The sequence below is a fragment of the Pseudomonas sp. MPFS genome (genome assembly GCF_022537035.1).
Taxonomy (GTDB): Bacteria; Pseudomonadota; Gammaproteobacteria; order Pseudomonadales; family Pseudomonadaceae; genus Aquipseudomonas; species Aquipseudomonas sessilinigenes.
The window spans coordinates 6,807,765-6,833,322 of sequence record NZ_CP066123.1; the positions used below are offsets into that span (position 1 = coordinate 6,807,765).

Here is a 25,558-nt window from a genome sequence, read left to right on the forward strand (position 1 = left end):
TCCGAAGATCCCTGTAACCACCCTGTGGTTCACGCCTAGGCACAGATGAACAGTAGTCAATCCATAATCACTATGTCAATCATGCTGTCACCCCTAGATCACCTAGACTCACCACTAATCATCCCTCAGCCCCCGCTCAGAACTGCCCCTGACAGCGTCCAATTCTTCAGTATCCGCCCCGCCAAGTCATCTATCTGCTTGCTATCTCTCGGCTACTGAGCAGCTTTCTTTCTGCTACTTATCGGCTGCCGCTGTCGGAGTTCAAGCCGCTGGCGAAGGGTTTGGCCCTTAAATCAGCGCGGTTTTCTGGATGTTGGGCGTTAATTAAACGCCAAGAAGGCAATTGCTACATTAGTATCGTAGCTTGCGATGAAAATCAGTTCAAATCCCTTGCTCAAGTAAACCCCTCATCAATCTAATATCATGAATGTCTTTGTGTAAGTAGTAATCTATGCCAAATCGATGGTACAAATTTTCTTTCGTATCGAGAAGCATAACAGCATCCATAACGGGAATAGCCATCCCTTCAAATTCGACTGTGCAACACCGATCGCTCATAGGCCTCAGTTCGTCATCAGGATCTTTAAAAACACTGAGCATTATATTGGATACAACTATTCTTTTTGTCACACCCTGTCGCTTAAAGTCTCCACCCATTTCAACCAATCGCTCACCGACTCGATCCCACATTTGAGGGGGGCAAATTAGATCAAAATCACTGTGGGCCCTCGTTTTTTTCCCAGCCCATATATCAAATGCCCAACCGCCTAAAATATAAAATGTTCCTGGCAGCTCTTCCCCTAGCTTACTCAAGACAGCTAGGACTGAGCGCTCATCAGAAGTCAGTTCAAATGAATTTACCATACATATTCTCCGAGTCTGCGCTGCGCCACATAAAAAAGCACTAGCAGTGAAATTACAATGGCGCTTCCGATAGTTAGGTAGGCACTAAATATATTTGAGTACAGAGTAGATTCCAGCATTGCTGCACGAAGCGCCTCTGTCGCATAAGTCATAGGAACCAGTAATGATACATAACTCCACTCTTGTGGAAGCATTGAGTAAGAGTAATAAACACAACCCAGATTTGCCATGGGAAGTACGTAATATGGAACTATGCCTTGCGCATTTGCAGGTGTAGCCGGAGTAAGATATATCACGCATGCTATTGAGGATAGCAATATTGACGACAAAGCAATCAGTGGAAGCGCAGGAATTATTCCAAGCACTGGGTATCCAAGAATTATGCAGTTCATAGTAATTATCACACACCCTGCTATGAACCCATTCATGGAGGCTCCACACACCAGACCTACCACAAGGCCTTTGATTCCAATCGGGGAACACAACCAAGTTTCAAATAATCGAGTGTTGTACCCTAGCATGACATTATTAGATATATTCAACATGCAAAAGGTCATTACAAAGGACATGGTTATGCCCGTGATAATAACCAAACTATATTCCTGACCACCATTGACATGAGGCGCCACAATTTTCCCAAATGCAACGGTCGCAATTCCTGGCTGTAGAATAAACCGAAGAAAAAGAGAATTTTTATCCTTTATCCATATTGCCAGCTCTCTAGAGAGCATAGCTCTTATTGCTACTAATTCCATTCGATCCATGAAATGCCTCCCTCGTACCGTTAAAGAAAATATCTATTTCCTCAGAGATTATAGTCCTTAATACTTTTTGATCTAGAAGATAGATAGTTGCATTTTTTGCCTCGACAATATCATCACGAATATGTGTCGACATCAGGACTGAGCCACCTTCCGATGTAACTTTATCAAGGTATGCTTGCAGGACGTTACGATATTGTGGGTCTACATTCGCAGTAGGCTCATCCATAATTATTACATTGGGATTTGTAATCAATGCTCTGACCAATACAGCCTTTCTTAACGTTCCGCCTGACAGCTTGGAAGGGCGATCTTCAAGATGTTTGAGAAAGCCAAAGTCCTCAGCCATATCCTTCATTCTCGACAAGGCATCAAATTTAGTAACACCATACATGCCAGCATGATAGAGAAGATTATCTTGAATGGTGAGTCGCCGATCAAAGCTGTTGTATTGAGAAACAACACCAATTTTTTCTCTTTGTCGCCGAATATTCTCACTCCCATTGATCCGAATGGTTCCAGCATCTGGAGTGAGCAGCCCAAGAATACATTTTATGAGGGTCGTCTTTCCTGCACCATTCAATCCAAGAATAACTACTTTCTCTCCCTCCACAATATATAACGATAGGTTTCCAAATATATCTAACTCTTCGCCACGATATCGCTTCCCTAGAGAATCAACTGCAACTCGCATATTCACCTTCCATGGATAAAACCCCCATTCTTACGAGTTCGTCGAGTGATTTTAGGCTCAGTTCAGTCAGCTGATCTGGAAAAAAATCAATTTCGCGTTTATAGGTAGAAAATGAACATGCAAGCGCGGCAGAAATACCACCTTCAAGCTCTAAAACGCCTCCAGGTGACGCAACGGTCAACCTATCGCTAGAGTCACAATAGAAATAACGAAAATTTCTAAAGCTTACCTTGTATTTGGTACTCCCTTTGACCAATCGCTTTTTATTAAATTTGCTGTCTTGTATATGCTGCTGCACTCCAAATTTTTCGAGGCTAACGGCGAAAGTCGCAAGCTTAAAAAATTCAGGTTTGAGAACTGAATGTAAAAGAGATAATGCCTCTGAATTTTCCCTGGCACCTAATTCACTTGACCCGTCAAGCAACAAGCCCGCTCTCAATACACTTCCATCATTATGCGAAGCGGCAAAATCCAAAACATCAGAAACGTTAAGTAAAGAAAGTCCAAATGTTAAATGAATAGATAGACAGTCTGTGGTTACAGCTTCGTGCGGAAAGCCGCGAGGAATATAGAGAATATCCCCCTCTTCAACAACAAAAATATAATCCGGAGGTGTGTCTCGGTCTCCAGAAAATTTATCACCACGCCTAGGATTTTGATATCCAGGCCGCCAAATATTCCAGGTTTTTTGCCCCTGTGTTTGAGCAATAAAAACCTCATGAGTATCGAAATGCTTCGGGAAAGTTCTCGCATTCTGTGGTGTGCAATAGAGATTGGCACCGATATAGCCGTAGCAATTCTTCACTAGATGCTGAGCAATAACCGCCACTTCGGGATTCCATTGCTCAACTGCCTGGAGAATTAATGATATTCTTTTTGAATCGTGTAGCTTAAATAAACGACTTGAATCAGGAAGCCGTACAGTATCGCTCCCAACTTTTATCAATTTCGTATATTTATTTTTATCTATACGCCGAGTTCCATCAGCCATATCTAAAATTGGAACAGGGAACTCTTTATCTTTTAGCGTTGAGCTGAGCCACTCTTTATTTATCCAGTTAAGGCTCTTGCAGAGTGCATTTCTCTTTGAGATATATGGTTTTTTTTCGAAAAAATCTTGTATGAATTCTGCACGCGAAAGAGGTGCAACTAATTCTAGCAAATTCATCAAAACATCCTTGTTTAAAGCAAGGCCCTCAATCTAGAGGGCCCCACGATTTACATCACGATATTATCGGGATCAACACTTGAGTCTTGAGAGTATTGAGTCGTGCGAGCAACTGCATCTTTTGCTATCTTTCGTTGTACAGTTGCGGATTGCGGGGCAATTCGAGCATTCTTTTTTACATAGTCCTGGATGCTTTTGTATGACTTCATAACATTACTCCTGTAGGTGTTATGCCATCAAAGCGATGACTCAGGGAATCTACACGTGCAACTTAATAGCAGCCATAATAAATTTATTAATTTTTTATTACTGAGGCAGCAAGCCACTGCCTCGATTTGTGCGAATTTTTATTTCGCGAAACCCCATATATAGACATGCCACCCACAAAGCATCTCAATTCAATTTTAAAATGGCTAAATTTAACAAAAAAACAATACAGAACCATTTCAGTAGCGTGACAAAATTAATTAATCCTCACACCACAAAACTTGACATATAGCAATAGATGCAAATGGCTAACCACCGTACTCTGCGTGTCGCAGTTTCGAATTAAACGCGACTTAAGCATTCGGGTTTACTTCTTGGCCGGGTACCTTGCCAATCCTCTGCGGGAAGTGGAAATCGTCACTCAAAATATCGACGATTTACACGAGCGTGCGCGCTCTCCAATAGTGCTTCATCTGCATGGCAGCCTTGCTGCCCCAGAGTGCTTCACATGTCATCGATCCGCAGATATCAGCCACAAACAGTGGCAGATACCTAGTGAGGGAGCACTGGTCGAGCCCCCGCGGTGCGGGCGATGCAATGAAAAGATGCGGCCGGTAGTCGTGTGGTATGGAGAAGATCTTAATGTGGCTACCTGGAAAGCAGCAGAGAGATTGGTGAAAAATGTAATGTCCTGATATCAGTCAGGACATCAGAAATTGTTACCCTGCCGCCAGCTTGCCAGGCTTGGCGCTCGCGAATGGTGTGACGGTTATCCATGCCAATCTTCAGGATGTTTCGCTAGACGGTGATAAAGAGATCATACTGACAGGGAAGGCTACCGACGTACTCTCGACGCTCATCGGCTTGGTCAATCAACAAGCTGAATAGGTCGCGAAGCCATGTACGCAGCTCTGCAGTATTTCTAGCGACTTTATGGCCCTCACCCAATGCAGTCACAACCGACTGCATAGGCGACGACCGATAGAGCCATAGGCATGCCGAAACCCCGTCAGTCCAGTGATAGGGGATTTCTCGGTGCGTTGACAGTGGTCGCCGGCGTATTACGATATCCAACGAGCCCCAGATTCGAACGACGGACGATCAAAGTCTCAGATGCCCCCCTCCGAAGCGGGCGCAGCGTTATTCACCGCCCGCTCAACGCCGGTGGCTCAGTCACTGGTCAGGCTTGATTCAGCTTAGAGGACGGAGAACAACGATGAGACTATCTAGTTCGCATCCCGACGGTACCGCCTCTCCTAGGCTTACACCTTCACAATCCCTTTTTCAAAGCGACCCTGATGAGCTCGGTGCAGTTGCGATTTACCTGCGCATCGCCAAGGGCTTTGATTTCTCAAATGCCCAAGCTCTGCTGCGAGAATCGACCTCACAGTCCCAGCAGATTATGAGTGACCTTTTGGGCGTACCCGTTCGAATATGGCATACACAGCGCGGTAAGAAGTCATCACGAAAACTCACCCCTGGGCAGAGTGCGCTGATGTACCAGTACGCAAAACTTCTGGAGCTCGCCGAAGCGATTTTTGGCTCGCGGCTTTCAGCAGAGCAATGGCTCTGTAGTCCATGCAGGCACCTGGATCACACCGCCCCTATGACGATGATCAACAATGCAATTGGGTACCAGACAGCGGTGGACTACCTCAAGCGCATACGTCATGGCGTTTATCAATAGCACTCCCCTTGCTATTCCAGTCTTGGACATTGGGTCAGACGGCGATTAGTCTCTGCAGCTCGCCTGAACGCCGGGGCGGCTATTTCAGGCAGCCGTGACTAAGAAGCAGCTATCAAATAACTACATAGGGCGGCCTAATGGTTTGCGCCGACATCGCCGTGGGTCAGTCGCATTGATGCAGGAGGTCGAGCAAGAAGTCCATGAGGAGGTATGGTTTTTCGAAGCACGCAGCAATGAGCGTGTGAACGACAAGTGTGCCGTCATCCAGCATGAAGGGAACGGCCGAGTGATCGACCTTGAACGTCTTCAGGCGCTTACGTGCACTACCTTTCTGGTAGGGGTCCTTGGCACGCAGATCAAACTCTTCCAAGGTGTAGAAAATGAATTCGTGGTCGATGTGAGAAACAAAATAACGCCCGCCTTCCACGAAATACTCCAAATGGATCATTCGGGTCACTGCGCAGTCCGCAAGCAATTCTGGGATGTGGGCGATCTCCTCAAACGTCATGCTGTTGTCAGTTATCGTACACCAAGCTTTGTCATCACTTCCTGGCTTGTAAAAGGTAAAAACCGTGGGGAGGATTGCTTTGCCATCTTCTGTCGCAGCTCTCGTGCGCAGTATCGTGCTCACCACCTCTCCGGCAGGTTGTCGTCGCAAATTTTCCACCGTCAACGGTAGTGGAGTAACCTGGAAGCCTAGTTCCACGAAGATGTATTTGTTAGATTCAATTACTGTATCGTCGCAGGTCAAGAGCGCTAGGTCTTTTATTAGATTCTCACTGCGTAGGCGCTCAAATAGTGTGAGCACATAACTAGGGGTGTGCTCAATGAATAGCTGCACCGCATGCTGTGAGTCTAGAATCCTATTAGGGATGCCTATAAGCAACTCGGTGTCTTCGGTGACGGAGCGCAAATTGTATTTGCTGTACTGCGCATCAGCCTCAAATAGGTCTACATCTGCGGCCTTGTAGTATTGGTAAAGCCTTGTGTTTTTTTGCGGTGCTCGCACGTACCTGCGTTGCTCGCTAATATTTGAACGATGCATTTCATATACAATGCGCAGCAATCCGGTGAGAGCGAAGTTTTCCTTACATTGACGAGCACTGAAGTTTTTTGCGTCATCCAAGGTGGAGCTGAGATTGTCGAAGATATACAGGGCTTGCTTGTGCAGTGATTCAGCACATAGATCATTGAGCTCCCGCTTCTTACTCTCGACTGCCCAGGTGTCGAGGATCGGATCATCGAATAGCTGCTTCAATTCGATTTCGAGCCTGCTGCGTTCAGAGCGCAGTATGCTGCGCATGAAACTGACTTCCTGTAGTGCTTCCTGCAACCAAGGGATTGCTTGCTCGAATAGCATTGGATCGTTGTCTAGAAAACAATCTGTCATTAGGTGGAATTTTCCACCATCGCTACCGAATTTATCGCCTGTGTAGCTGAAGTCACCTTCCAACCAGCGCAGGTTGGCCCGGAGGCGTTCCTCGTGGAGTGTGTCGAAATAGCTTGCAAGTTCAGTGGGCAGCATGAAGCAGCGTTCCTAACTGATGTGGACGGATACAAGATAGCAGTGGCATTCTGCCAAATTCAAAGCTGGGTTGGGCATCTTGTTGCCGCTGATGCGAATTTGCCCCACGCTGCCGGAGTCCGTTGACCTACCTTAATATGCAGTGTTTGCGCCGGTGTTGAGGGCCTAGGCTAAGGTTGAAGGGCAACCCATAAGGTTAGAGCCTCCTCTGCAGGAGACTGATGCCTTCCATACATCCACACATAATCTGGAAGGTAAAGCGGCGTCGATCCTTGACTACCATTCTGCGTACCTGCGAAGCCTGAACCGCTACATATCCTACGACGTCATCAGTTGGTAATTGACGTGAACAGCCATGTGATCGATCATCGCAGTACCCAAAGACAGGAAACGCCTTGAACCTTTCGAGTAGTGGCTGAAAACGATCGATGGCTTCAAAAGTGGCAGATTGGGATGCGCTATCCGAGCGGATGAAGAGATGGATCAGCCAGAAAGCATCACGTTTGAGCGCTTTGCCAACGGAGGGAGATATCACCCAAGGTGTTTTTACGCTCATCTCTCGACCGAGCTACCCCCTCAGTGAGAGGTCATGAATCTCTAAGATTGTCATGATCGAAGACCTGCTAGGCGAATTTTTGAAAGCTGCCGTTATGTTTTGTACACAAGACAGGGGCACCGCTCACAGGGGTCGTTACAGAGTTATCTTCTCATCCAAACACGCTTTATTTAAAGAAGACACACACAATGATTGATGCAGTTGACCTCTTCTGCGGTGCCGGTGGTTTGACCGCAGGAATGCGGCGGGCCGGTGTCCGGGTTCATGCCGGCTATGATATCGAAGCCCAATGCAGGCATGCTTATGAGGTGAACAATGGGGCGGCATTCGTAGCCCAGGACGTGAAGACCTTAACTCGCGACGAGCTGGAGGCTTGGTACCCAGCTGTAGGAGGCCGCTATCGCTTGCTCGCGGGGTGCGCTCCTTGCCAGCCATTTTCTACATACAACCAGGGCAGGGACACCAGCACTGACAGTAAGTGGCCTCTTCTCTATCATTTCGCCCGACTGATTGAGGAAGTTCAACCAGAGCTGGTAACGATGGAGAACGTTCCTGATGTAACCAAGCATGGGGTTTATGATGATTTCGTGACGAATCTCGAGAACCAAGGTTATCAGGTCTGGGCTAAACGGGTCGCTTGTGTGGAATATGGTCTTCCACAGCACCGTAGGCGCCATGTCTTGTTAGCTTCTAAGCTTGGCCCGATTGAGCTTATCAAGCCCACTCATCCAGACACTCCAATCACAGTTCAAGAAATGATTGGTGATCTTCCTAGGATTGCTGCCGGGACCTGTGACCCTGATGACCCGATGCACAGGGCTGCCACACTAACCCCTGTTAATCTTCAACGAATCCTCAGCTCCCGCGAGGGCGGCACCTGGAGAGACTGGCCACCACATCTTGTCGCCGAATGCCATCGCAAAGCGAGCGGCAAAACCTACCCGAGCGTTTACGGCAGACTTCGTAGAAACGAGCCTAGTCCTACCATGACCACATTGTGCTACGGCTTCGGAAACGGCCGTTTCGGGCACTATGAACAGGCTCGAGCTTTGTCTCTTCGAGAAGCTGCGATTTTGCAGTCATTCCCAAGAGACTATGAATTCATGCCATCAGACCAAATAACGTTCAAGGCCGTGGGGCGAATGATTGGGAACGCGGTCCCAGTGCGCTTAGGTGAGGTCATCGGACAAAGCCTAATGCGCCACGTCAGAAAACACCGACGGGATCAGAATCGATGAGCTCTTGCACAAGCCGCTCTTTAAGTTTCTCAGGTGCGCGTATCTCACACTCCCAGACGACCAAAACTTTCCAGCCCAACGCTTTCAGTTGGGCGTCTTTTATCAAGTCACGGCGAACGTTGGATTCGAATTTCGGGGGCCAATAATCCAGCCTTGATTTCGGAGTGCTCGCGAAACGACAACCCTCGTGACGATACTAGAAACACCTGTGCATGAAAGCTACCGTGCGATGTTTCCTCAAAATATATCAGGTGTCCCTGGCAGGTTCTTATTATGAAGCCGGAAACGAAAACCTAGTTCATGTAGTAACGAATGTACATAAATTTCTGGCTTGGTGTTCTTCCGAGGCACCGCGCGCATGATTTTGCTTCTGACTTCAGCAGGCTTCATTGAGCAACCGGGTTTTCTTTTTTCTGAGCTTCCTGCCCTTGAAGAATTAAATGCTTCAACAACCAGCAATCTTCATAATACCTTGGTGCGTACCGCGTCAAATCGTGCCAACTACACATGGAGCTTATAGCATAAACCCCTAACTCGTAAGAGTCCTCTGCCTTCATATAAAACGTTGGAAAACGGTGGGACAGCCACTGTGGAGCGCCAGGTATTTCTTCATTGGCGGCAGTCCTGACTATAGGTTGCACGTGAAAAAAATTATGTTCGTCACCTGCATCTTCTGGGTGTTCATACCTATAACCAAACCCGCTATAACCTTGTCCGTATTTTCCTGTAAGAAAAATGGTTTCTGCGTTGAATTTTTTATCCCCTCGAGCTATGAACCGGATTAAACGAATCCAATCATGCTTATCATCTACGTGCAACACTAAAATTGCAGAGCTCGCCGTAGGCTGGCAGAAAAACTTTAATAAATTGCCCTTCAATTTTGGCTTTATATCACTGGAATAATTAATCTCACAGAACGCCTTGCTTGTCGTAGATTGTTTAATGTTTTGAAACTTAATCAACGCAGGCTTGGCCTGTATCTTATCCACATTTGAAAAATGTAGATTTGTCAAAAAATCAGTCAATCTCTGAGCGCGAGCTTCATCCATGACAATACCCTTACATCAAAAGATAAGATTGCGGCTCATAGTTCACCGTTGAGGTACCACTGCTTTTTGGTATTTCTACCCAACGTTTTTTATCGAATGCTATGACATCACTCGGAAAGCTAGACGCTTGATCTTCAGGAACGAACCGTGAAACATCCTCACAGAACTGGATGTTAGGAAGTTTCGAGAACTCAAATTTATCAGGAAACTGAGAGTCACGACGCGCTCGCTCAGCCCAGAACGTAGGCCGAGAGAACAAACACTCTGGTTCCACTTTATACGGGATCAGGAATTTAGGTATATGGGCATCGCCCAGAGAACATAGATCAGCCCATGCTTGAGGATTGGAAAAATCCTCAACAATCCAAGGCAGCTGCATGCTTAGATGCGGCACATCCGCAATGACTTCTTGGGAAGGAAGAACTACCTTTTCTAGCCAATGTATTAAAATAGCTGCGGCTATACGAGCAGCTTGCTCATCTGGCAAACTGCTAATCAGTTTTTCATCCTTTTCAAGAATATTGAACACCCTTAATCCAGCATTCCCCTTAACCATTTCTCGGAAGGTTGTTTCCTTTTTTTGCTGCCCCACCCCAAGAAATGAAACCATTTCGTAGCTTATAAAATTCCAGGCATCAGAATCTTCAAGCTCAAAATTCAATACGCTCAAGACAGGGCTATCTAAATGCTTCAGCACGAACGCATTTAAATTTTCAAACCGCGTCACTTCCTCATGTAAATTTGGCCAATGCCAAGGACGAAATCCAGCAAACCCATCGGAACTCCACAAACCTGACGCTGTTATCTGAGCGCTACCAACATCAAGATCAGCATATGATGAAATCCCTCTCCGCATAGTTAGATCAAATGCATTCGTACCGAATTGGTTCACTACTACTATCGGACCAACAGTTGACATCAAACGGATACTGTAAGCGAGCTCTGCACCTGTCGCCCAAGCTGCCGGTCGCTCCATTTCCAAACCCAGCAAATCATAATCTACGATAATCAGATCATAACCTTCCAAGCTGCTAGCTGGTTTATAATCACCATTTCTTGAATTAAAACGTGCCCGATGCAGCTCTCCTATCAAATTGGATACCTGCCCAGCATCGTACACGACAACTTCACCGCCAACTAACGCATCCAGACTTTTCTTCCATACTGTAGCGCGAGGAGTTTCATCATCCAGAATTAATACTCGCATCACTCACTCCACTCAATTTTGAACGAGGTCTTGTAGCCGGGAAAAGGATCCACAAAGGAAACCGTACAATCTAGCGAATCTGCGACCATTTTCACAATAGTCAGGCCAATCCCCATCCCTCCCATTCCAAGCGCTTTACGCTCGTCCGGAATTTCGAGGCGTCTGATGAAAGGCTTGAACAAATCGGCACTATCACTAAGGCGAACACCCACGCCCGTATCAGAAACGTAGAGAACTCCCCCCGACTCATATCGTTCGCCTGTGCAATTTATACGCCTCAGGTCGGAATCCAACATTGCGTTTACTGCATTAATTAAGACATTTTGAAGTATTGCGTTCCAAGCCGCTAACGTTGCAGGAGGTAATTTTAGAGACTCCGGAATGTCATTTGTTATCTCTACACCACGCAAAAGCACCTCGGAGTTATCCACAATTTTTGCGAATAGCTTGCGACCACTATAAGCATTTCGCTTTTCACGATCAGATTCATGCATTAAAGGAGAAAACAACTTCCGAGCATTCGCAGCTCTTTCCGCCCATGAATTTAGCGTTTCGAGGAACTCAGGCTCATTCAATACATTACCGCCTTCGTTTAAGCGCTCACGTATATCATTGAGAATCGTGAGCTCCTTGTGCATCTCATGCTCCATGGCGATAGCAGCCATGCCCGTAGTTGCTAAAGCAGCCAACAGAACCCGTTCTTCTTCAAAGGCCGACTTTCGCTGCGCCTCAAGCTCTTCTAACTCTTCAAAGTGACTGGAGACCGCATCAATCTCATTCGCCAAATCTGAGGGAGCGTCAAGAGCTATCTGGAAAAGTTTCTTTCGAATTTCAGAGACTTTTTCTTCGGTGTCCGGAATCTCGAGGCGCCTAGAGGCAATTTCTCGCTGGCGGCGCTCATAAGAACGCATCGCATAAAAATCCATAGCCCATCGCACGCTGTGCTGTAGCTCTTCGAATGCGTCGTTATCGATGAGTCGATCTCGTGTTACTTGAACATTCAAATACCTTCCCTTGGCTATTTCTACTTCGCCTGCAGCAACGCGCTCGTGCGATGTCGAAATCCTGACAATCCCGAATATACGCGAATTGGTGGGAAGATCGTTTAGGCCACTTTGCACCTGCAAAAATGTGGGCAAAAGCTCCGATCTATTTAGTCGATGCGAGTGCGCAATTTCGAGTTGCAGCCAGTCTTGTTCGTCACCACCATAAAATGGCAGCCTGAATCCGTTATCATAGATGTGCACGCCTCCATATTTCTTGAAGTAATTTCGCGCATCACCTACTGCGACCCCGCCAGACTGTTTGCCAGACAATTTAAAAATATATATTTTAAACTGCACCTGATCCAGCGACTGCGATTTGGTTAAATAGGTCGCCGTGAAAGTGTCACCACCCCGAAAAGTGACGGTAACTTCATTCAGTCCCCCGCTTCGACCGTTCTGAAGCCCGCCCTCAATTATGGCGATCCAATTTTCGAGCGCTTGATCCATTTGATCAGTAAACGCGTCTAGCGCTGCTTTCGTGACCCCATCAAGCTTGATATCAAAAACGTCAGGCACTTCATCTGGATTCTCAGATTCAAGAAGATCGGCCGGTGGTTTGAGAAACCAAAGCTCCTTCGCCAACTCCTGTAAATCGCTCGCATACCAAATTTTTTTCAGATTACTTATCTTTACCGAGGTCCCTTTCTCGTACTTTCCTCCAATCAGGGACAACGATGGGAGCTTGGTAACACTGGCGCCAGCCTTGACCAAATCGCCTGCCTCTCGAGCACCTGTCCAATCAACACTAGCAATGAATTGTCCGGTGTTATCTTTGCTCCGTGAGGTTACCTCTACCTTATCCCCCAGAAACTGTACGGATAGTCGTCCGATTCCTTTAGAACCCGTGATAGGACGATTCCTCGCAGTGCGCATCATATTTTGCTTGTGCGTCGTACCAATACGCAGCCAATAGCGCTTGAACTCTTCATGCGACATCCCATCACCATTATCAATAACAGTGATTGAATCCGAGGAAAATCTAAGGGTCACCTCCGTGGCATCAGCGTCGTAACAGTTCTTCACAAGCTCCGCAAGCGCGATATGGGGTTTGCCCACCAGCCGCTCACCCAATTCTCTGAGCAGCGCCGCGTCCACGGTGAATTCCTCGAAGTTGGGAACCCCGAGCGCCGGGCCGGTTGGCGTTTGAACAGTTTTAGACATTTTGCTCATCCCTGGATGTGGCAACTGGCTTGGAAATATAGATTCGGCTTGTATGCGATTGTGGGCTATCTAACCACAGTAAGCGGCTGAGCTGACATACGTCCATATCGACGCTTACGGGGCTTCCATCACAGCGCCACCGCGCCTCCCCATACAAATTTTCAGAGCAATGGTGGAGGGACCGTCGTTGCTTTTTCACTTCCCTCAAACCGACCAAGAACCTGCGCTAATTCGCTTAGGACGATAACCCGATGCCAAATAGCCATTAAACCGCAATTTCTTCGACACGCCATATGTCACAGCACAAATACGCATCATCGGACAGGTCGGAGCGATCGGCGAGACTATTGATATGGGCGAGTGCACTAACTGCGGAGGCACTGGCGAAGTCGATGCTGACGATGACTAAGCCCAAAATGCGAGCTGGATGTAGCTCGTAACCCGATACAAAAGGACATATGGGCGGTGCTGCCTGCACTGCCCTTTTCAATGCCCGCCGCTGCATACCTACCAGGCTTTCCTCCCACGCCGAACACGCATCTTACCTCCGCTCCCTGAAAGCTCGGCGAGACGCCCATAGTTAATCGCGGCACTCTCTACGCACCAGAGATGCGTAGGACGTCTTCGATGTCACCCACAGGGGATGAGGGACATCACGTCCATGACATCGCACGTGAATATTGAATCAATGCAGCGTTGGCTCGCGATTGACCACTCAAGGCACCTATGAAACGAGTGATCACTCAAAGGCTATCCGCACTGATGACCAGCCAGGTATTAGCGCTTTATGATCACACCGACATTGAATTTACCTGGGCTACCAAGGAAATGCTTCATGTCCATGAAAGATGTGTCACACCAACTTGAGCTGCTGTGTCAAGTGAAGCATATGTTCATCTTTGAATATCAGGTTGGGAGTTTTCGAAAGGTCATACCAGTCATCACCGAACACGTCAGGACTTCTCTAAACTCTAGCCAACAAGGGCAATATGAGTTTTTTCGCGCCCGAGCGACGCATGATCACGCCATCACAGGCGACTTTCATCCATATCATAACTCTGTCTCGGTCACCCTTTGCCATGTGACGAAACAAATCAAAATTGGACCTACCGGCGAGTTAATCATGGGAACACAGGGCATCCGCTTGGGACCATCTCTGATGTCATGCGTGCTCACATGGCTCAAGAAGCAGCGAGTTGACGATTACACGATTGATCCAGGTACGCTATCTCGCGTCGATGCAGAAACGACAAAAGATCGTGAGCAGCGTAATCGGTTTTACATGGCCTTCGGATTTACCCTGCATAACTGGGACAAATCCATAACCGGGTTGGATGTCGTAGATGGAGCGTTCACCGCTGAAAACGTCGGAGCGCTTTCCGTTCCAGAGCGCTATCAGAATATGCTCCAGCCTTGGAAAGCCTTTCACTATGACCTGCAATTTGAACGAGAGATCGGCGTTAGCAGCCTCTGTGAACTCCGAGACATTGATCAATGGACTCACAGCAAATCTTGGGTTGGTCGATGGCTACTACGGAGATGGGGATGGCCAGTACGTTTTCTGACACGCCATTTGCACCCCCGTAATAGCTGGGAATCTAAGTAGATCCAACGCCGACAAATGCCAACAGAGCAACTCAGCTACCTCTGAAGCAACGCCCGCAGCGGTGCTACATTACTGCTTTGTAATTGCAGTCGCTTGACCAGTCATTTGCATTTGATCTGACCAGACATGCGCGTTGCGGCGCAACCAAGCATCATTGGTAAGTGGCTCAGAGCAAAAGCATCGTGTGTGCGACCCAGCTATGATTCGCCTGGATCATTTGAGAGAGTCGACTGCCTGCCGGTATCGACTGCACCATAGGTATGAGGTCGCCACGATTGAGCCTGGACAAGACCAAGAGACTAATAGGCCCGACGCGAGGAAAACGCCAACCGCCTTCTGACCGCAGGATGGACGTAACTACTCGTGGCTCATCAGGGGTCTGGTTGATAGAGGAAGTCCATGTCCTCTGCCCTGAAGTTCCACTTTTCAGCGGCTTCTCGGGCGACTCCTGCGTTGAGTAACACCGTATTGGCAGGAGGGAAGAGGCTCGCGTAATGGTGAGCGAAATGCCCGATCAACATCAGAATCACCTGCAGATTTCCCGAGCCCAGCATGTACTGATCGGCGAGGTGGATCGCTTGGCTATTCTGCAGTACACCAATGAAATCGCTGTGCACATGGCCGCTAAGGAGTGGGTAGTAGGAGGTGAAATAGGTCTTGTGCAGCCCTGCTTCCACGGCCAAATCGTTCCAATGCCAACCTACATCCCAACTTCCTTTGCGGAGTCGATCTTGCTGTGGGGCTGTATATCCTTGGTAGTACGGCGAGCCATGAATAGCCGGCCACAGCGCCGCTGCATCCGCCTCAGCCTTCTGGCGGACTTCCCGTGCTTCATTTGTGGTCGCAGCCATCTTGCTTCGCTTCTTCCAGCCGCAGTACTCCCACACGTTATGCCTGAACTCTCGCAACGATTCATTGCTGCCACTGAGAAGTCAGGTCATCACCAGGTAGTTTTCGAGCGCAGAGCGCGTCAGCACTGCCATTGATGAGTGATCGATGAAGCTGTGAGGCGGGATCGTCTCGTTACGAAATGGCGAAGGCTCTAGAAGAGTACGCACCGAGCACATGTGCCGAAAAAGCTTCTTGGACAAATCATGCTGACTGAACATCCACTTCGGGATATCGACTGTCGGGTCGTACTGCTCTGCCTGGGCTGTGATCATTTCGGCCATCAGTCCAATCAGGACGCCGAACTCCCTTTCTAGCTCTTCCGCTCGTTGGTACTGCATACGTGTCTCTCTGACATTCCCCAGAGCGCTTGAGTCTAGGCTTGGCATGGGTTTCAGAGAAGCCCTGTCGACAGGATTAGAGGGGAGGAGATTTTCGCACTCTTCGACTAACTATCAACCTCAGCCACATGCCTCCCAAAGCGAACTGATCTTCTCCCGCTCTGCTGACATCTGGAACGGTCACGTGAAATGCGAATGAGTGGCGAATAGGGTGCAATTTCCTAACTGTGGAATACGTATCGATGGCCTCAATTGCCGGTATGATTCAAACGCCGCTGAAGAGGTGCCCAGTGGTGTTCAGAGCCCAAACGACATTGGTATTCAAGATACTCGATATCCGCCGATACAACGACGACGCTTCGAGCGAGCCGATCAGAACCCGAGTTCTTCCAAGCATCTTTGTCTGTCTCTGGCTCGAGCGTATTCATGCTAGACCCTCGCAAAATCAGCAAGCCCAGAATCGGGTCAAGTAACCTTCATTTTGGTGATCCGCTTGATAAAGCGGGCGGCACACTCGTGGTGTGTTGGCACGGAGGCTTGGCCAAAAATCACACCCCTAATACCGTTCCTCTGGCAGAGGTGATTCTGAAGACAATTCACCCAGACGGCGTATTAGGGTCTACAAGGAAAATGGATGCCGCAATTTCTCACTTGGGAAGTCTCAGGCCGGGAAGCGTGTGGAAAAATGGCAGGCTGATCGGTGAGATCAGGATGGAGACTCTGGAGCCGACAGTAGTGAACCTCAATCCTGGGACGTGGGACTGGGTGACGGCTGAGTCGACGGGATTGCTTGAGTCTTACCTGAGTTCTCTTGCAGTACGGCCCAGCGGGAGCTGGCTCATCCAGATGAGAGCAGAGGGCGGCAAAACCATCTTGGTACCCTGCCTGGAGTTTCTCACTCGTTGCTACGGACACAGCTCAGAAACGAACTGGCTGCTCGCAACGTATGGGCTTGAGGAAATTCAAAAGCGATATCTGTATGGAGTCGATTCAGACCCCGAGGCGTGGATACTCAAACTCAAGCGCAGAGTTTCGTCCCGTGAAGCTCCGTTTCTGGCGCACGCCATATTCGATGAGTACACCAATGACGTGTGCGAGCGCCTGCATAAAAGACTACAAGCGGAATTCAAGCCCGGTAAAAAAGCATTCATTAAAGTCGAGCCCTGGTTTAAGGGCTTTCCAACCATTGAAGGCCGAGGTTACTGGTTAAACGCCAATACCTTTCTTCTGCTCAACGTTGAAGGGATGAGTCAACCAGACGGCCAGCCCATCATCGTCGAGCGTCAAAATTATGCTGCAGAGGGCGGGACTGAAACAGAAGATGGCAGGCGCCCCTATACACAAAACCCTCCACCAGGGTCATCAAATGTCGTCGTGTCGCTCATTGACGATGAAGCGCCTGACAGCGATACCCCCCGGATAGTGCATAACCCTCCGTTCAGAACGCTTGGCACAAGACGAAAAATCATCCGCAGGAAAGAGGTGGTATCCGGGCGACGAGGCGACGCTATACCCGGCAGTGATCGCAATACCCTCGCCCCAGGGGATGCTCGAGGGAACGGCCAAGGCGGCGGCAAATCCGAATTTGTTTCCCCAGAAGCAGTTCCTGAAGGCAGTCTCGCCCAAATGTGGCAAACCTGCATCAGCCTGTCAGTCACCCTTGGTGGGTACATCAGTGAGGCAGGCTGGTATACGAGGCATGCGGGTTTTCAGACGGAGGGCGTGCCAGCCTATGAATACATCTCGGCCGTGCCGCCTGGAAAAGATGGAGCCTTCAAACGAGCGCCAAAACGCATTTTCGTTATCCGGATGACTGTTGCCGGGAGGCACGTCTATATCCTGGAGATCTTCCGCAAACCACGGAGCTCCACCACCGATGATGGAACTATCAAACACTATGAAGATGGCTACCGAGGTCTGATGGTTATGCTTCCCACCCGGAAGATCGATGCCGATCTTGAGTTAGGTGTGATATTTCAGAACATCCTTAGGCATGATGGTCGAATCAAAGATACAACGATGTCCAACTATCCACATGCGACCTTCGTTCACCGCCCTCGCGACGACGGACCGGAGCCCTTTAAAAAAGTGATATTGAACAATTTGCGCGGCCTGATTGGTCCTGCATAAGGGCTTATGATTTCACTCGATCTGAGCGGTCGACGGCAGCGGAATCCAGTATTCCTTGCCTTTCAGCGTGACCACCAGACCGTTTTTTTCGGGGTCATTGGTCAGGGCTATACCTTTCTTGCTGACCTTGGTCACGCCATGGAAGTAACCCAATGCAGCTGCCGGCCAGCGATCGAGCACATCGACTCCACTGGCTGCCTCGCCCATCAACACTTTGAGCACCAGCTCAGCACGCTTGCGCCTGAGTTTGATGGCATCCCGATTGTCTTTGGGAAACACGATCGACAGCTGATACGACGCGTTCAGAAAGCTGATGAAGCTTGCCAACGAGGCTGCCACTCCAGGCGTTTCAGCCAGCAGTGATCGCAAAGACTCAGAAGACGGCATTGGGCGACCGGCAGCTTCGCTCGCCAGCACGAGGTTTGCGGCGCTGCGCATACCCATGCGAACAGACCTCAACGAGTTAGCTCGTTTATTGGGCTTCGATTCGAGGTGGACACGATATCGCCGAAGCAATTTTTGCCCATCTTCTGACGACATGGAGGCCACAATGGCTTCAATTCTGTGCGTTTCCGTGACGTCCTCCTTTAGCGCCTCATCAACATGCATTCCGCGCTCTTCAATCATCCACTGCATGGGGAGTTGAGCGCGTCGGATCCACAGTGCACCCTTTACCTCAAGCAACTGCTGATAGGTCGGCAGGACAAGCCACTGTGCATTCATCTCCACAAAGCTCTTCAAATGGCGATTGATCAGCAGAGCGGCCCTCTTCGGCCCGATCTTTTCGATCAGCCACTTCCCATACTCCGAATAAGCTTCCCGGAAGACATCACGACTCAGTGCCTGCACATTCATCTGCAAGCGCTTGTAGAAAGTTCTACGGTCTCGACACCTTTCACATTCAGACCCGTAACCTGCAGGCGAAAGTTCGCCACAGCTTCTGCACTCGATCTCCCCCAGACGTGTACAACGGTGACACTCCCTGACGCCATCACGCCCATCAATCAGAACCCTATATCGCCTACAGCTTGGACACGTTTCAGCGTTGCTCGCACATTTTGGGCAGCAACGCATTTCCTGATTGTCGATGATCTTTTTGCTGAGTCTGGTTGAGAGGTCGTTGCACACCTCACAGTGACGGGGCTCAGTAAAGTAATGAGCGCAGGAATTACAAGCTATTCCTTCAGGTGTGATCCTACCCACGGGCCGACCTACGCGTTCACACCGCATGCAGGGAACAGAGGTGACACAGGAATGACAGACTGCATCGGGAAGAAAAGTCGGCAAGCGCGCTCTATTTCCACAGCCTGGGCAAAGCTTAGGCTTGAATAGCCTGGCATAGCAGTTGTTGCAGTAGCGTTGGAACAAGTACACCCGATGAGCTCTTTGCATCGGCTTGTGGCAGGCCGAACAACAGCTGTCCCCCTGCTTTTGACTTTCAATCATCCCGCTGGACCTTTCTTTTTAACCTTGCCCACAGCTTGGCAACGGTGTGTTGTGAAGCTGGGGAGCGAAACCCAATTGCTGTTCTTTTCCTGGGCTTACCTACCGGAAGCGCCTCCAGCGCCGCTTGCAGAGATGCTGGAATCTCACCAGCCGGTATCGGTACGGAATGCTGAGGTAGTAAGCAAGCCGCGATAGCGTCGTTCAGTTGATGTTCCCCCATATCCATGACTTTCCAAGTCGCCGACAGCAGATCCATTCTGTCCCCAACGGAGAGCAACTCAATGGGGAGGCCAGAATCTGGTCGTTCAACAACACCGAGATGGAAGGCCTCCAAAAAAGCCGCAAACGGTTTTGAGCCGTTCACAGCTGCAACCCTCAGTATGCTGACGATAAAGCGCGCCCGATAAAACCACTCGCCAGGATCACAGTTGGTATCTTCGCCAGATGCCAGACCATGCATCACGCCATCAGCTGCACGCTGAAAGGCGAGAGCTCCGGCGGCAAATCCCAGAAAATCAGAATGAGAACTGAAGGACGTGCGACAGCGATGACAATGTCCGCAATCCGAATCTACCTGCTCCAACAGGTGCGGCTCTAACGGCGCCCCGCACTCAGGACATCTGTCGATAAGCCTCATCTGATGCTTTTCACAGCATGTGTGCCAAACCAGTCGCGAGGATAGCCGGTAGTAAGGAACACCTTCAGCTAAGCAAAGAGGACAGCACTGCAATCCACCGGAGTGGCGACGGTTGCGGGTTCCGAGCCCAAGAATCCACGGCCACATACCTTTGTGGTGATCAAGCGCCGGGTTTAGTACCTGAGCGATGGGACGGAGTGTTGACGAATAGATGTCCGAAACAGCTATCCCTGTCATTTTCGACAGAGGCAAAAGCTTTCTGTCAGGGGCCCCACGGTCCAGATCAAGGGTCCAACATCTCCAGCCGGGCCAGATACTTCCGGTGAGTGACATGGGTGAGCAACCATGCGCAAACGCGTTGCGGATGAGCCAGGAAGATAGAAGCTCATCCGCCAGCAGACTCTGCGCTTTGGGCCACCGTGGATTGACTACAGCAATTTGCGGATGCCACGAGTAGGCTGGACCCATGACTTGCTCTGGATGATATCTACGTCGATTTTTTCCTTGCCCGAGTGAATTGCTTCCGTAGCGCACTCAATCAGTAGCCTGTGCAGATTACCGGTATTCCCCTCCGAGATCGCGTGCAGCCGATTGGCCAAATCGGGATGAGCTAGCCCTGAGGGCTGTTGCAGCGGCAACACGGATTCAAACCCTTTCAGAAAGCGTTGAAACTCAACGTTCAACGCCCAATTGTGCAGAGTGAAAACATCGAACCTGCTGGCATGTTGGGGATCCGTGTGAAGAACCCTTACAGCATCTTCGGTGCCAACACCAACCACAGGAATCATGAGCTCATTACAGAGCAACTTGATGACGTTCATAATCTCCCGCTGCTTAATCGCCGTCCCTGCCAGCATGGAATGAAACTCGTCAATGATGAACAACCTCACATGATTTTCACGCATTTGGTGAATCACCTGAAAGCGAAGCTTCGGGACCACATCCGTTGGTCTATAGGGTGTCCAGAACTCCTCTAGGATGGCGCAGTAAAGTGAGCGCTCATCAGCAGAAGGAGGTGCCTCGATCGAGATGACAGGTTTAACTGACTCGCCGTCAGTGTCCAAATAACCTGTACCGTGCAGCTTTACAAAACGATCAATAACAGTTGTCTTGCCGTGGTTGGGACTACCGACAACTAACAGGTTAGGCATCCTGGGACGCTTGGGGACTGTCATCAGATGGTGCATGAGGTCGATTAACTTCTGAGCAGAGGGATAGCCAATCCAGCGCTGCTCGTAGAGAAAATCGATGCGCCCCTGAGTGGGCTTAAGCATGACGGGCCGAAATTCCGGATGGATATGATTGTACTGAGTCATGAAATATCCCCGAACCCTTCTAGATCACCATCGATCACCATGTTCTCGAAGCCGCTCGTTGGGGCAGGCGCGATCTTGGTCTTCTGCGGGCTTGGCTCAGCCGGAGTCTTGCCCTTAGCATGGTTTCGGTTGCGCTGGGCCTGGCGTCTAGTCTTAGTCGTATGAGCCTCAGCATTCGCGACGAGTTCCCGGTTCTCCAAAATGTAGCGTTTGATCAGCAGCTCGTTTATAGAGGCATGCCCTTCATCGACCGCACGCTTCTTCGCGGCTTTGAACTCGAAAATACTGGCGGCAGGAAAGGCCTGGTTCGACGCTGGGACCTTGAAGTATTGTTTGAGTAACGGGTCGAAAAACCAGATGTAACTGATGTCTCGAGGATCGCGACGGAAGACAAATGTCCGCGCTTTTCCTGTGTCCTTATCCTTCGCATTGATCCATGGCCGCAAAGCTTCGGAGTAATACATTAGGTCGATCTGGACACCGTAATGCTGAACGGTACGATCAAAGGAGGGCAGAAAGTCCCTTTGCAGTGTGAAAGGATCAGTTGGCCTCGGCGGGATACCAACCAGAGGATCCTGGTCGGAGTTGCCAAAAATCCCAATGTGCCACTTCCGGCTAGGGCTCATGTAGATTTTCGAGTGATATTCCTCGTTGTAGATCAAAATCTCTCTAATCAGCCACGTTTCGAACTCGTCGAAGGTTAGCGCCGAATGCTTCTCGGAGTCGTAGCCCGCGCGATCAGCTTGATTGCTGTAGGTCCTTCCAGGCATGTCTTTCAAGGTTTGCGCGAACGTTCCCATCAGGCGCTCAATATGGGCTCCGTAGCGGGGGCGCTTCACGGGGCGAAACTGATTTTCGATGCCGATGTTGGAGCACGATCGTTTGACGTCCTCGCTCTGAAAATCGGGACCGTTATCGGCATGCAAAATTTTGGGTATCCCCCAAACCGGCCATTCTCCGTCGACCCCATGAGCAATCAGCCAGTTTTCCTTAGGCAGAATGGAATGAGCAACGCACATTGCCACCGATATTCCGGCAGGGGCATCCAGTGATAGGTAGTAGCCCGTTATCATTCGGGAAAAGACGTCAATCGCGAAGGTAATCCACACCCTACCGATAGGACGCCTATGAACATCATCAACCAAGATGATATCCATCGGAGTGTGGTCGATTTGCACAACGGCAAGGGGATAGTCCGCACCCGGAAACGAGCCAGGCGTCGGCGTATACTTGTTACGAGCCAATTCCGCATAGCCTCGACCACGGAGGTAAGCCTTGTCGGGTACACCTTTGATTCGTGCACGAATTGCAGTCACTCCAGGCGGGGGGATCTGCGCGGCTTCACAGGTTTCGACTATTTTGTTGATCGTCGCCAACACCGTTGGGCGATGAGTTTTCAGGAAGAAATTACGAATCACATCCTCGATGATCTTGTTGGCTTCATCTGAAAGGCGTGAGTTACCTCCCTTCCATCCCCTCCTACGTGGAATAAGAGCGAGCTTCTCTCCCCAATCCCTGTAACGCTTGATCCAGCGATACAAAGTCGCGACATCAACACCAACCGTGGCGCTTCTCGCTTCAACGTCTCGCCGACCAATAACTACGCTTCCGAGAAGCGGCTCGATGGCGGCAAAGCGCCTCTGTGCTTCGGCCCAGTCCTCACTGCCGATCAGTGCGATATCGTAATTGGCGTAGAGCCCCTCGACTTTCTCGCGCTTGATTGCGCGCAAGCCTTCAATTGGCAACGCGGCAGCTTTACCCGACTCCAGTTCAATCCCGACCACAGTTCGAAAATCCAGGATCTGGGAAATCCGGTAAGCAGAATCGCCATGAGCGACGACCGACCCCACCTCAATTATTACCTGAAGCCTGTCAGGCTCGTATGGGGTCAGTTGGGCATCCAGTGCATTGTCGTCCGTCATCATGCCACCCAAACGTCAAGGAAATTGTTTAGCGGAAGACGTATGTCACAGGCCAGCCTTCGCGTAGCGATGAGATGCCATAGATGACTGATCCCCTCACCTCGATACCGATCGCAGGAATGCAATGCCAGTAGGTAGTGGACCGGAGCCACACCCATCTCCCTTACAGTGTTGATGATCCAGTCGCTGTCTTCTGGCGCAAAAGTCATCCGTGCATACCGCTCCAGAAACTTGATGTTCTGCAGCGCGGTATCACGAATTCTCGATTCGTCATATATGTGGAAAATCCAACCCCGCTCATTTGCATATCGCCAAGCAGCCTTCCACTTGGGAAACCAGGCTCGCCAGTTCTTGCGCCAATCGACCTCTGGCTTCACCTCAACCAACAACGACTTGGGCCAGTTGTCGAGGCTTCGATCTCCGAGATCAAAATGGACGAGAAAATCTGGGGTGTATTTGTAAAGGCGACCGTTGCTGCTGAAGGGAATGCTGACCGGCTGCGAGGTGATGCTGCGGACATCCTTCGAGAACTCAGTTCGAACAATGAAATCCCGCTCCAGCGTGGATTCATACGAGATGCCACCTTCGCCGCGGAATGGAAACACTCCAGAGACGCTTCGTTTCGTGGGTTTGATGGGACGAACCGAACCATGTTTAGTTTTATCGCGGCTATTTCCGACCATTTGTAGGACCGTCGCAGCTATTTAGGTTTATCGTCGCAGCTATTGCTGAATGCTGTTCCGATGTATCAAGGTCTCAAGTATGGCGGTGTCGCAGTAAATTAGGAATCCTACAGAGGCTCGAAACCGCAGCCCGGGGAGATCACCCTGGCGCATCACGGGGTGCTGTTTCTCGATGAATTGCCGGAGTTCGACCGCAAGGTCCTCGAAGTACTGCGCGAGCCCATGGAGTCGGGGCAAATCGTCATCGCCCGGGCCCGTGACCGGGTGCAGTTTCCAGCACGCTTCCAACTGGTCGCGGCGATGAATCCCTGCCCTTGTGGTTACCTGGGCGAACCCAGCGGTCGCTGCCGGTGCACAGCGGAACAGATCCAGCGTTATCGCAACAAGCTCTCCGGCCCGTTGCTGGACCGCATCGACCTGCACTTGACGGTGGCTCGCGAAGCCACCGCGCTGAATCCCACCCCCCAGCCAGGCGACGACAGCGCCAGCGCCGCTGCCCGGGTAGCCCGGGCCCGCGAGCGACAGCTACAACGACAGGGTTGCGCCAACGCCTTGCTCGATCTGCCCGGCCTGGGTCGTCATTGCAAGTTATCCACAGCCGACGAGCGCTGGCTGGAAAGCGCCTGCGAGAACCTGGGGTTGTCGCTGCGCGCGGCACACCGCCTGCTCAAGGTGGCACGGACCCTGGCCGACCTGGAGCAGGCCAGCGTCATCGGCCGCGAACACCTGGCGGAGGCGCTGCACTATCGGCTCGCAAGTGGCTGAGGAGCCTGCGTCGCAAACCCCAGGAGCAGCCCGGCGACTTCCATCACCTCATCCAGCGCTGCCTGTTCCGCTTCGCCGGAGGCCAGCAGCAACAGGTCATCGGTGTACCCCATGGTCTGGGCGAAGATCTGCCGGGCTGCCCGTTCGGCATCGGCACAACGGAACACCTCAGCCTGGACACCCTTGGCGATGATCGATGCCAGCAGTGCCTGCCACTGGCCGTTGATCTGCAGGTAGACCTCAGCCAGTTCGGCGTCGTGCATCGCTTCATCCCAGGCGTCGAGCCACAGCCCCCAGCCGATGCTGCTGGAGGCCGTCAGGCAATCGAGGAGGAACATTCGCAGGGCCTGTGCAGGCTCTGCATCGCGCACCAGGTCGGCCACCGCCTCCAGCTGGCCATTGGCGAACCGCACGAAGGCTTCGCGGCGCAACTCCTTCCAGTCACGGAAGTAGTGGTAGATGTGACTGCGAGACAACCCGGCATGCTCGGCCAGGTCACGGGTGGATACCTCGGCGAAACCCTTGCTGTGAAACAGTTCCAGGGCAGCGCTGATGATCTGCTCCTTACGGTCGTTACGGGACATCGGTAGCTGGACCTCTTGGCGCCGGAATGAACGGCACTTGCGTTTTGAGCGGTCGCTCAAAGATAATTGAGCACTCG

22 protein-coding genes and 1 pseudogene are annotated in these 25,558 nt (G+C 50.4%); 6 read left to right on the forward strand and 17 right to left on the reverse strand.

The features are described 5' to 3' along the window. Window positions 1-381 precede the first annotated feature (381 nt). From I9018_RS31385 to I9018_RS31400, 4 genes are read right to left on the reverse strand one after another with little or no spacing between them, the layout of a single operon-like run. Complete coding sequence (locus I9018_RS31385) at window positions 382-864, reverse strand: hypothetical protein (protein WP_241108312.1); 483 nt, start codon at window positions 862-864, stop codon at window positions 382-384. Beyond that, a complete protein-coding gene (locus I9018_RS31390) occupies window positions 858-1,628 on the reverse strand; it encodes an ABC transporter permease (RefSeq protein WP_241108313.1) in 771 nt (256 codons plus the stop codon). The genes I9018_RS31385 and I9018_RS31390 overlap by 7 nt, the downstream gene beginning before the upstream one ends. Next, window positions 1,585-2,319, reverse strand: coding sequence for an ABC transporter ATP-binding protein (locus I9018_RS31395; RefSeq protein WP_241108314.1), 735 nt, complete (start codon window positions 2,317-2,319; stop codon window positions 1,585-1,587). The genes I9018_RS31390 and I9018_RS31395 overlap by 44 nt, the downstream gene beginning before the upstream one ends. After that, window positions 2,303-3,487 (reverse strand): cupin domain-containing protein, encoded by a 1,185-nt coding sequence (locus I9018_RS31400; protein WP_241108315.1) that lies wholly within the window; start codon window positions 3,485-3,487, stop codon window positions 2,303-2,305. Before I9018_RS31400 ends, I9018_RS31395 begins: the two co-directional genes overlap by 17 nt. A gap of 614 nt (window positions 3,488-4,101) precedes the next feature. Here I9018_RS31400 and I9018_RS31405 point away from each other — a divergent pair. Both I9018_RS31405 and I9018_RS31410 read left to right on the forward strand, forming a co-directional pair. Continuing rightward, the gene (locus I9018_RS31405) at window positions 4,102-4,389 is read left to right on the forward strand and encodes a Sir2 family NAD-dependent protein deacetylase (RefSeq protein ID WP_241110211.1); all 288 of its coding nucleotides are present in this window, start codon (window positions 4,102-4,104) and stop codon (window positions 4,387-4,389) included. Between the two features lie 521 nt (window positions 4,390-4,910). Further along, complete coding sequence (locus tag I9018_RS31410) at window positions 4,911-5,381, forward strand: antitoxin Xre/MbcA/ParS toxin-binding domain-containing protein (protein ID WP_241108316.1); 471 nt, start codon at window positions 4,911-4,913, stop codon at window positions 5,379-5,381. A gap of 163 nt (window positions 5,382-5,544) precedes the next feature. Here I9018_RS31410 and I9018_RS31415 read toward each other — a convergent pair whose 3' ends face one another. After that, window positions 5,545-6,906, reverse strand: coding sequence for a hypothetical protein (locus I9018_RS31415; protein WP_241108317.1), 1,362 nt, complete (start codon window positions 6,904-6,906; stop codon window positions 5,545-5,547). 744 nt (window positions 6,907-7,650) lie between these two features. Between I9018_RS31415 and I9018_RS31420 the strand changes: the two genes are divergently transcribed. Continuing rightward, a complete protein-coding gene (locus I9018_RS31420; protein ID WP_241108318.1) occupies window positions 7,651-8,700 on the forward strand; it encodes a DNA cytosine methyltransferase in 1,050 nt (349 codons plus the stop codon). A gap of 237 nt (window positions 8,701-8,937) precedes the next feature. Here I9018_RS31420 and I9018_RS32820 read toward each other — a convergent pair whose 3' ends face one another. From I9018_RS32820 to I9018_RS31440, 4 genes are read right to left on the reverse strand one after another with little or no spacing between them, the layout of a single operon-like run. After that, window positions 8,938-9,090 (reverse strand): hypothetical protein, encoded by a 153-nt coding sequence (locus I9018_RS32820; RefSeq protein WP_346780097.1) that lies wholly within the window; start codon window positions 9,088-9,090, stop codon window positions 8,938-8,940. Beyond that, the gene (locus I9018_RS31430; protein ID WP_241108319.1) at window positions 9,087-9,749 is read right to left on the reverse strand and encodes a hypothetical protein; all 663 of its coding nucleotides are present in this window, start codon (window positions 9,747-9,749) and stop codon (window positions 9,087-9,089) included. The genes I9018_RS32820 and I9018_RS31430 overlap by 4 nt, the downstream gene beginning before the upstream one ends. A 10-nt stretch (window positions 9,750-9,759) precedes the next feature. Beyond that, a complete protein-coding gene (locus I9018_RS31435) occupies window positions 9,760-10,956 on the reverse strand; it encodes a hypothetical protein (protein WP_241108320.1) in 1,197 nt (398 codons plus the stop codon). Continuing rightward, window positions 10,956-13,163: an ATP-binding protein gene (locus tag I9018_RS31440; protein WP_241108321.1), complete on the reverse strand. Its 2,208-nt coding sequence runs from the start codon at window positions 13,161-13,163 to the stop codon at window positions 10,956-10,958. The genes I9018_RS31435 and I9018_RS31440 overlap by 1 nt, the downstream gene beginning before the upstream one ends. A gap of 835 nt (window positions 13,164-13,998) precedes the next feature. Here I9018_RS31440 and I9018_RS31445 point away from each other — a divergent pair. Continuing rightward, window positions 13,999-14,769 (forward strand): hypothetical protein, encoded by a 771-nt coding sequence (locus tag I9018_RS31445; protein WP_241108322.1) that lies wholly within the window; start codon window positions 13,999-14,001, stop codon window positions 14,767-14,769. A 371-nt stretch (window positions 14,770-15,140) separates the two neighbouring features. Here the strand turns inward: I9018_RS31445 and I9018_RS31450 are convergent, their stop codons facing one another. After that, window positions 15,141-15,620 (reverse strand): hypothetical protein, encoded by a 480-nt coding sequence (locus I9018_RS31450; protein ID WP_241108323.1) that lies wholly within the window; start codon window positions 15,618-15,620, stop codon window positions 15,141-15,143. A gap of 81 nt (window positions 15,621-15,701) precedes the next feature. Beyond that, window positions 15,702-15,998 carry a hypothetical protein gene (locus I9018_RS31455; RefSeq protein ID WP_241108324.1) on the reverse strand — a complete coding sequence of 99 codons (297 nt, stop codon included), beginning with the start codon at window positions 15,996-15,998 and terminating at the stop codon, window positions 15,702-15,704. Between the two features lie 426 nt (window positions 15,999-16,424). On the opposite strand from I9018_RS31455, the gene I9018_RS31460 reads away from it, so the two are divergent. Then, window positions 16,425-18,128, forward strand: coding sequence for a hypothetical protein (locus tag I9018_RS31460; RefSeq protein WP_241108325.1), 1,704 nt, complete (start codon window positions 16,425-16,427; stop codon window positions 18,126-18,128). 12 nt (window positions 18,129-18,140) lie between these two features. On the opposite strand, the gene I9018_RS31465 is transcribed toward I9018_RS31460, so the two are convergent. From I9018_RS31465 to I9018_RS31485, 5 genes are all read right to left on the reverse strand, one after another. Next, a complete protein-coding gene (locus tag I9018_RS31465; protein WP_241108326.1) occupies window positions 18,141-18,983 on the reverse strand; it encodes a hypothetical protein in 843 nt (280 codons plus the stop codon). A gap of 583 nt (window positions 18,984-19,566) precedes the next feature. Beyond that, on the reverse strand, window positions 19,567-20,157 hold the full coding sequence (locus tag I9018_RS31470) for a hypothetical protein (protein WP_241108327.1): 591 nt from the start codon (window positions 20,155-20,157) through the stop codon (window positions 19,567-19,569). Window positions 20,158-20,639: 482 nt separating this feature from the next. Next, window positions 20,640-21,527, reverse strand: a complete 888-nt coding sequence (locus I9018_RS31475) for a TniB family NTP-binding protein (RefSeq protein ID WP_241108328.1) — start codon at window positions 21,525-21,527, stop codon at window positions 20,640-20,642. Then, window positions 21,524-23,449: a Mu transposase C-terminal domain-containing protein gene (locus I9018_RS31480; RefSeq protein ID WP_241110212.1), complete on the reverse strand. Its 1,926-nt coding sequence runs from the start codon at window positions 23,447-23,449 to the stop codon at window positions 21,524-21,526. The genes I9018_RS31475 and I9018_RS31480 overlap by 4 nt, the downstream gene beginning before the upstream one ends. Then, window positions 23,449-24,132: a heteromeric transposase endonuclease subunit TnsA gene (locus I9018_RS31485; RefSeq protein WP_241108329.1), complete on the reverse strand. Its 684-nt coding sequence runs from the start codon at window positions 24,130-24,132 to the stop codon at window positions 23,449-23,451. The genes I9018_RS31480 and I9018_RS31485 overlap by 1 nt, the downstream gene beginning before the upstream one ends. A 114-nt stretch (window positions 24,133-24,246) precedes the next feature. On the opposite strand from I9018_RS31485, the pseudogene I9018_RS31490 reads away from it, so the two are divergent. Beyond that, window positions 24,247-24,897, forward strand: a pseudogene (locus I9018_RS31490) (ATP-binding protein); the annotation flags it as partial. Here I9018_RS31490 and I9018_RS31495 read toward each other — a convergent pair. Next, window positions 24,876-25,481, reverse strand: a complete 606-nt coding sequence (locus I9018_RS31495; RefSeq protein ID WP_068577735.1) for a TetR/AcrR family transcriptional regulator — start codon at window positions 25,479-25,481, stop codon at window positions 24,876-24,878. The pseudogene I9018_RS31490 and the gene I9018_RS31495 overlap by 22 nt on opposite strands. Between the last annotated feature and the right edge of the window lie 77 nt (window positions 25,482-25,558).

What these genes read in the sequence shown, in the direction of transcription:
- I9018_RS31385 (WP_241108312.1), bottom strand. Translation starts at nt 864, where the DNA reads ATGGTAAATTCATTTGAACTGACTTCTGATGAGCGCTCAGTCCTAGCT.
- I9018_RS31390 (WP_241108313.1), bottom strand. Translation starts at nt 1,628, where the DNA reads ATGGATCGAATGGAATTAGTAGCAATAAGAGCTATGCTCTCTAGAGAG.
- I9018_RS31395 (WP_241108314.1), bottom strand. Translation starts at nt 2,319, where the DNA reads ATGCGAGTTGCAGTTGATTCTCTAGGGAAGCGATATCGTGGCGAAGAG.
- I9018_RS31400 (WP_241108315.1), bottom strand. Translation starts at nt 3,487, where the DNA reads ATGAATTTGCTAGAATTAGTTGCACCTCTTTCGCGTGCAGAATTCATA.
- I9018_RS31410 (WP_241108316.1), top strand. Translation starts at nt 4,911, where the DNA reads ATGAGACTATCTAGTTCGCATCCCGACGGTACCGCCTCTCCTAGGCTT.
- I9018_RS31415 (WP_241108317.1), bottom strand. Translation starts at nt 6,906, where the DNA reads ATGCTGCCCACTGAACTTGCAAGCTATTTCGACACACTCCACGAGGAA.
- I9018_RS31420 (WP_241108318.1), top strand. Translation starts at nt 7,651, where the DNA reads ATGATTGATGCAGTTGACCTCTTCTGCGGTGCCGGTGGTTTGACCGCA.
- I9018_RS32820 (WP_346780097.1), bottom strand. Translation starts at nt 9,090, where the DNA reads ATGAAGCCTGCTGAAGTCAGAAGCAAAATCATGCGCGCGGTGCCTCGG.
- I9018_RS31430 (WP_241108319.1), bottom strand. Translation starts at nt 9,749, where the DNA reads ATGGATGAAGCTCGCGCTCAGAGATTGACTGATTTTTTGACAAATCTA.
- I9018_RS31435 (WP_241108320.1), bottom strand. Translation starts at nt 10,956, where the DNA reads ATGCGAGTATTAATTCTGGATGATGAAACTCCTCGCGCTACAGTATGG.
- I9018_RS31440 (WP_241108321.1), bottom strand. Translation starts at nt 13,163, where the DNA reads ATGTCTAAAACTGTTCAAACGCCAACCGGCCCGGCGCTCGGGGTTCCC.
- I9018_RS31445 (WP_241108322.1), top strand. Translation starts at nt 13,999, where the DNA reads ATGTCCATGAAAGATGTGTCACACCAACTTGAGCTGCTGTGTCAAGTG.
- I9018_RS31450 (WP_241108323.1), bottom strand. Translation starts at nt 15,620, where the DNA reads ATGGCTGCGACCACAAATGAAGCACGGGAAGTCCGCCAGAAGGCTGAG.
- I9018_RS31455 (WP_241108324.1), bottom strand. Translation starts at nt 15,998, where the DNA reads ATGCAGTACCAACGAGCGGAAGAGCTAGAAAGGGAGTTCGGCGTCCTG.
- I9018_RS31460 (WP_241108325.1), top strand. Translation starts at nt 16,425, where the DNA reads ATGCTAGACCCTCGCAAAATCAGCAAGCCCAGAATCGGGTCAAGTAAC.
- I9018_RS31465 (WP_241108326.1), bottom strand. Translation starts at nt 18,983, where the DNA reads ATGAATGTGCAGGCACTGAGTCGTGATGTCTTCCGGGAAGCTTATTCG.
- I9018_RS31475 (WP_241108328.1), bottom strand. Translation starts at nt 21,527, where the DNA reads ATGACTCAGTACAATCATATCCATCCGGAATTTCGGCCCGTCATGCTT.
- I9018_RS31480 (WP_241110212.1), bottom strand. Translation starts at nt 23,449, where the DNA reads ATGACGGACGACAATGCACTGGATGCCCAACTGACCCCATACGAGCCT.
- I9018_RS31485 (WP_241108329.1), bottom strand. Translation starts at nt 24,132, where the DNA reads ATGGTCGGAAATAGCCGCGATAAAACTAAACATGGTTCGGTTCGTCCC.
- I9018_RS31495 (WP_068577735.1), bottom strand. Translation starts at nt 25,481, where the DNA reads ATGTCCCGTAACGACCGTAAGGAGCAGATCATCAGCGCTGCCCTGGAA.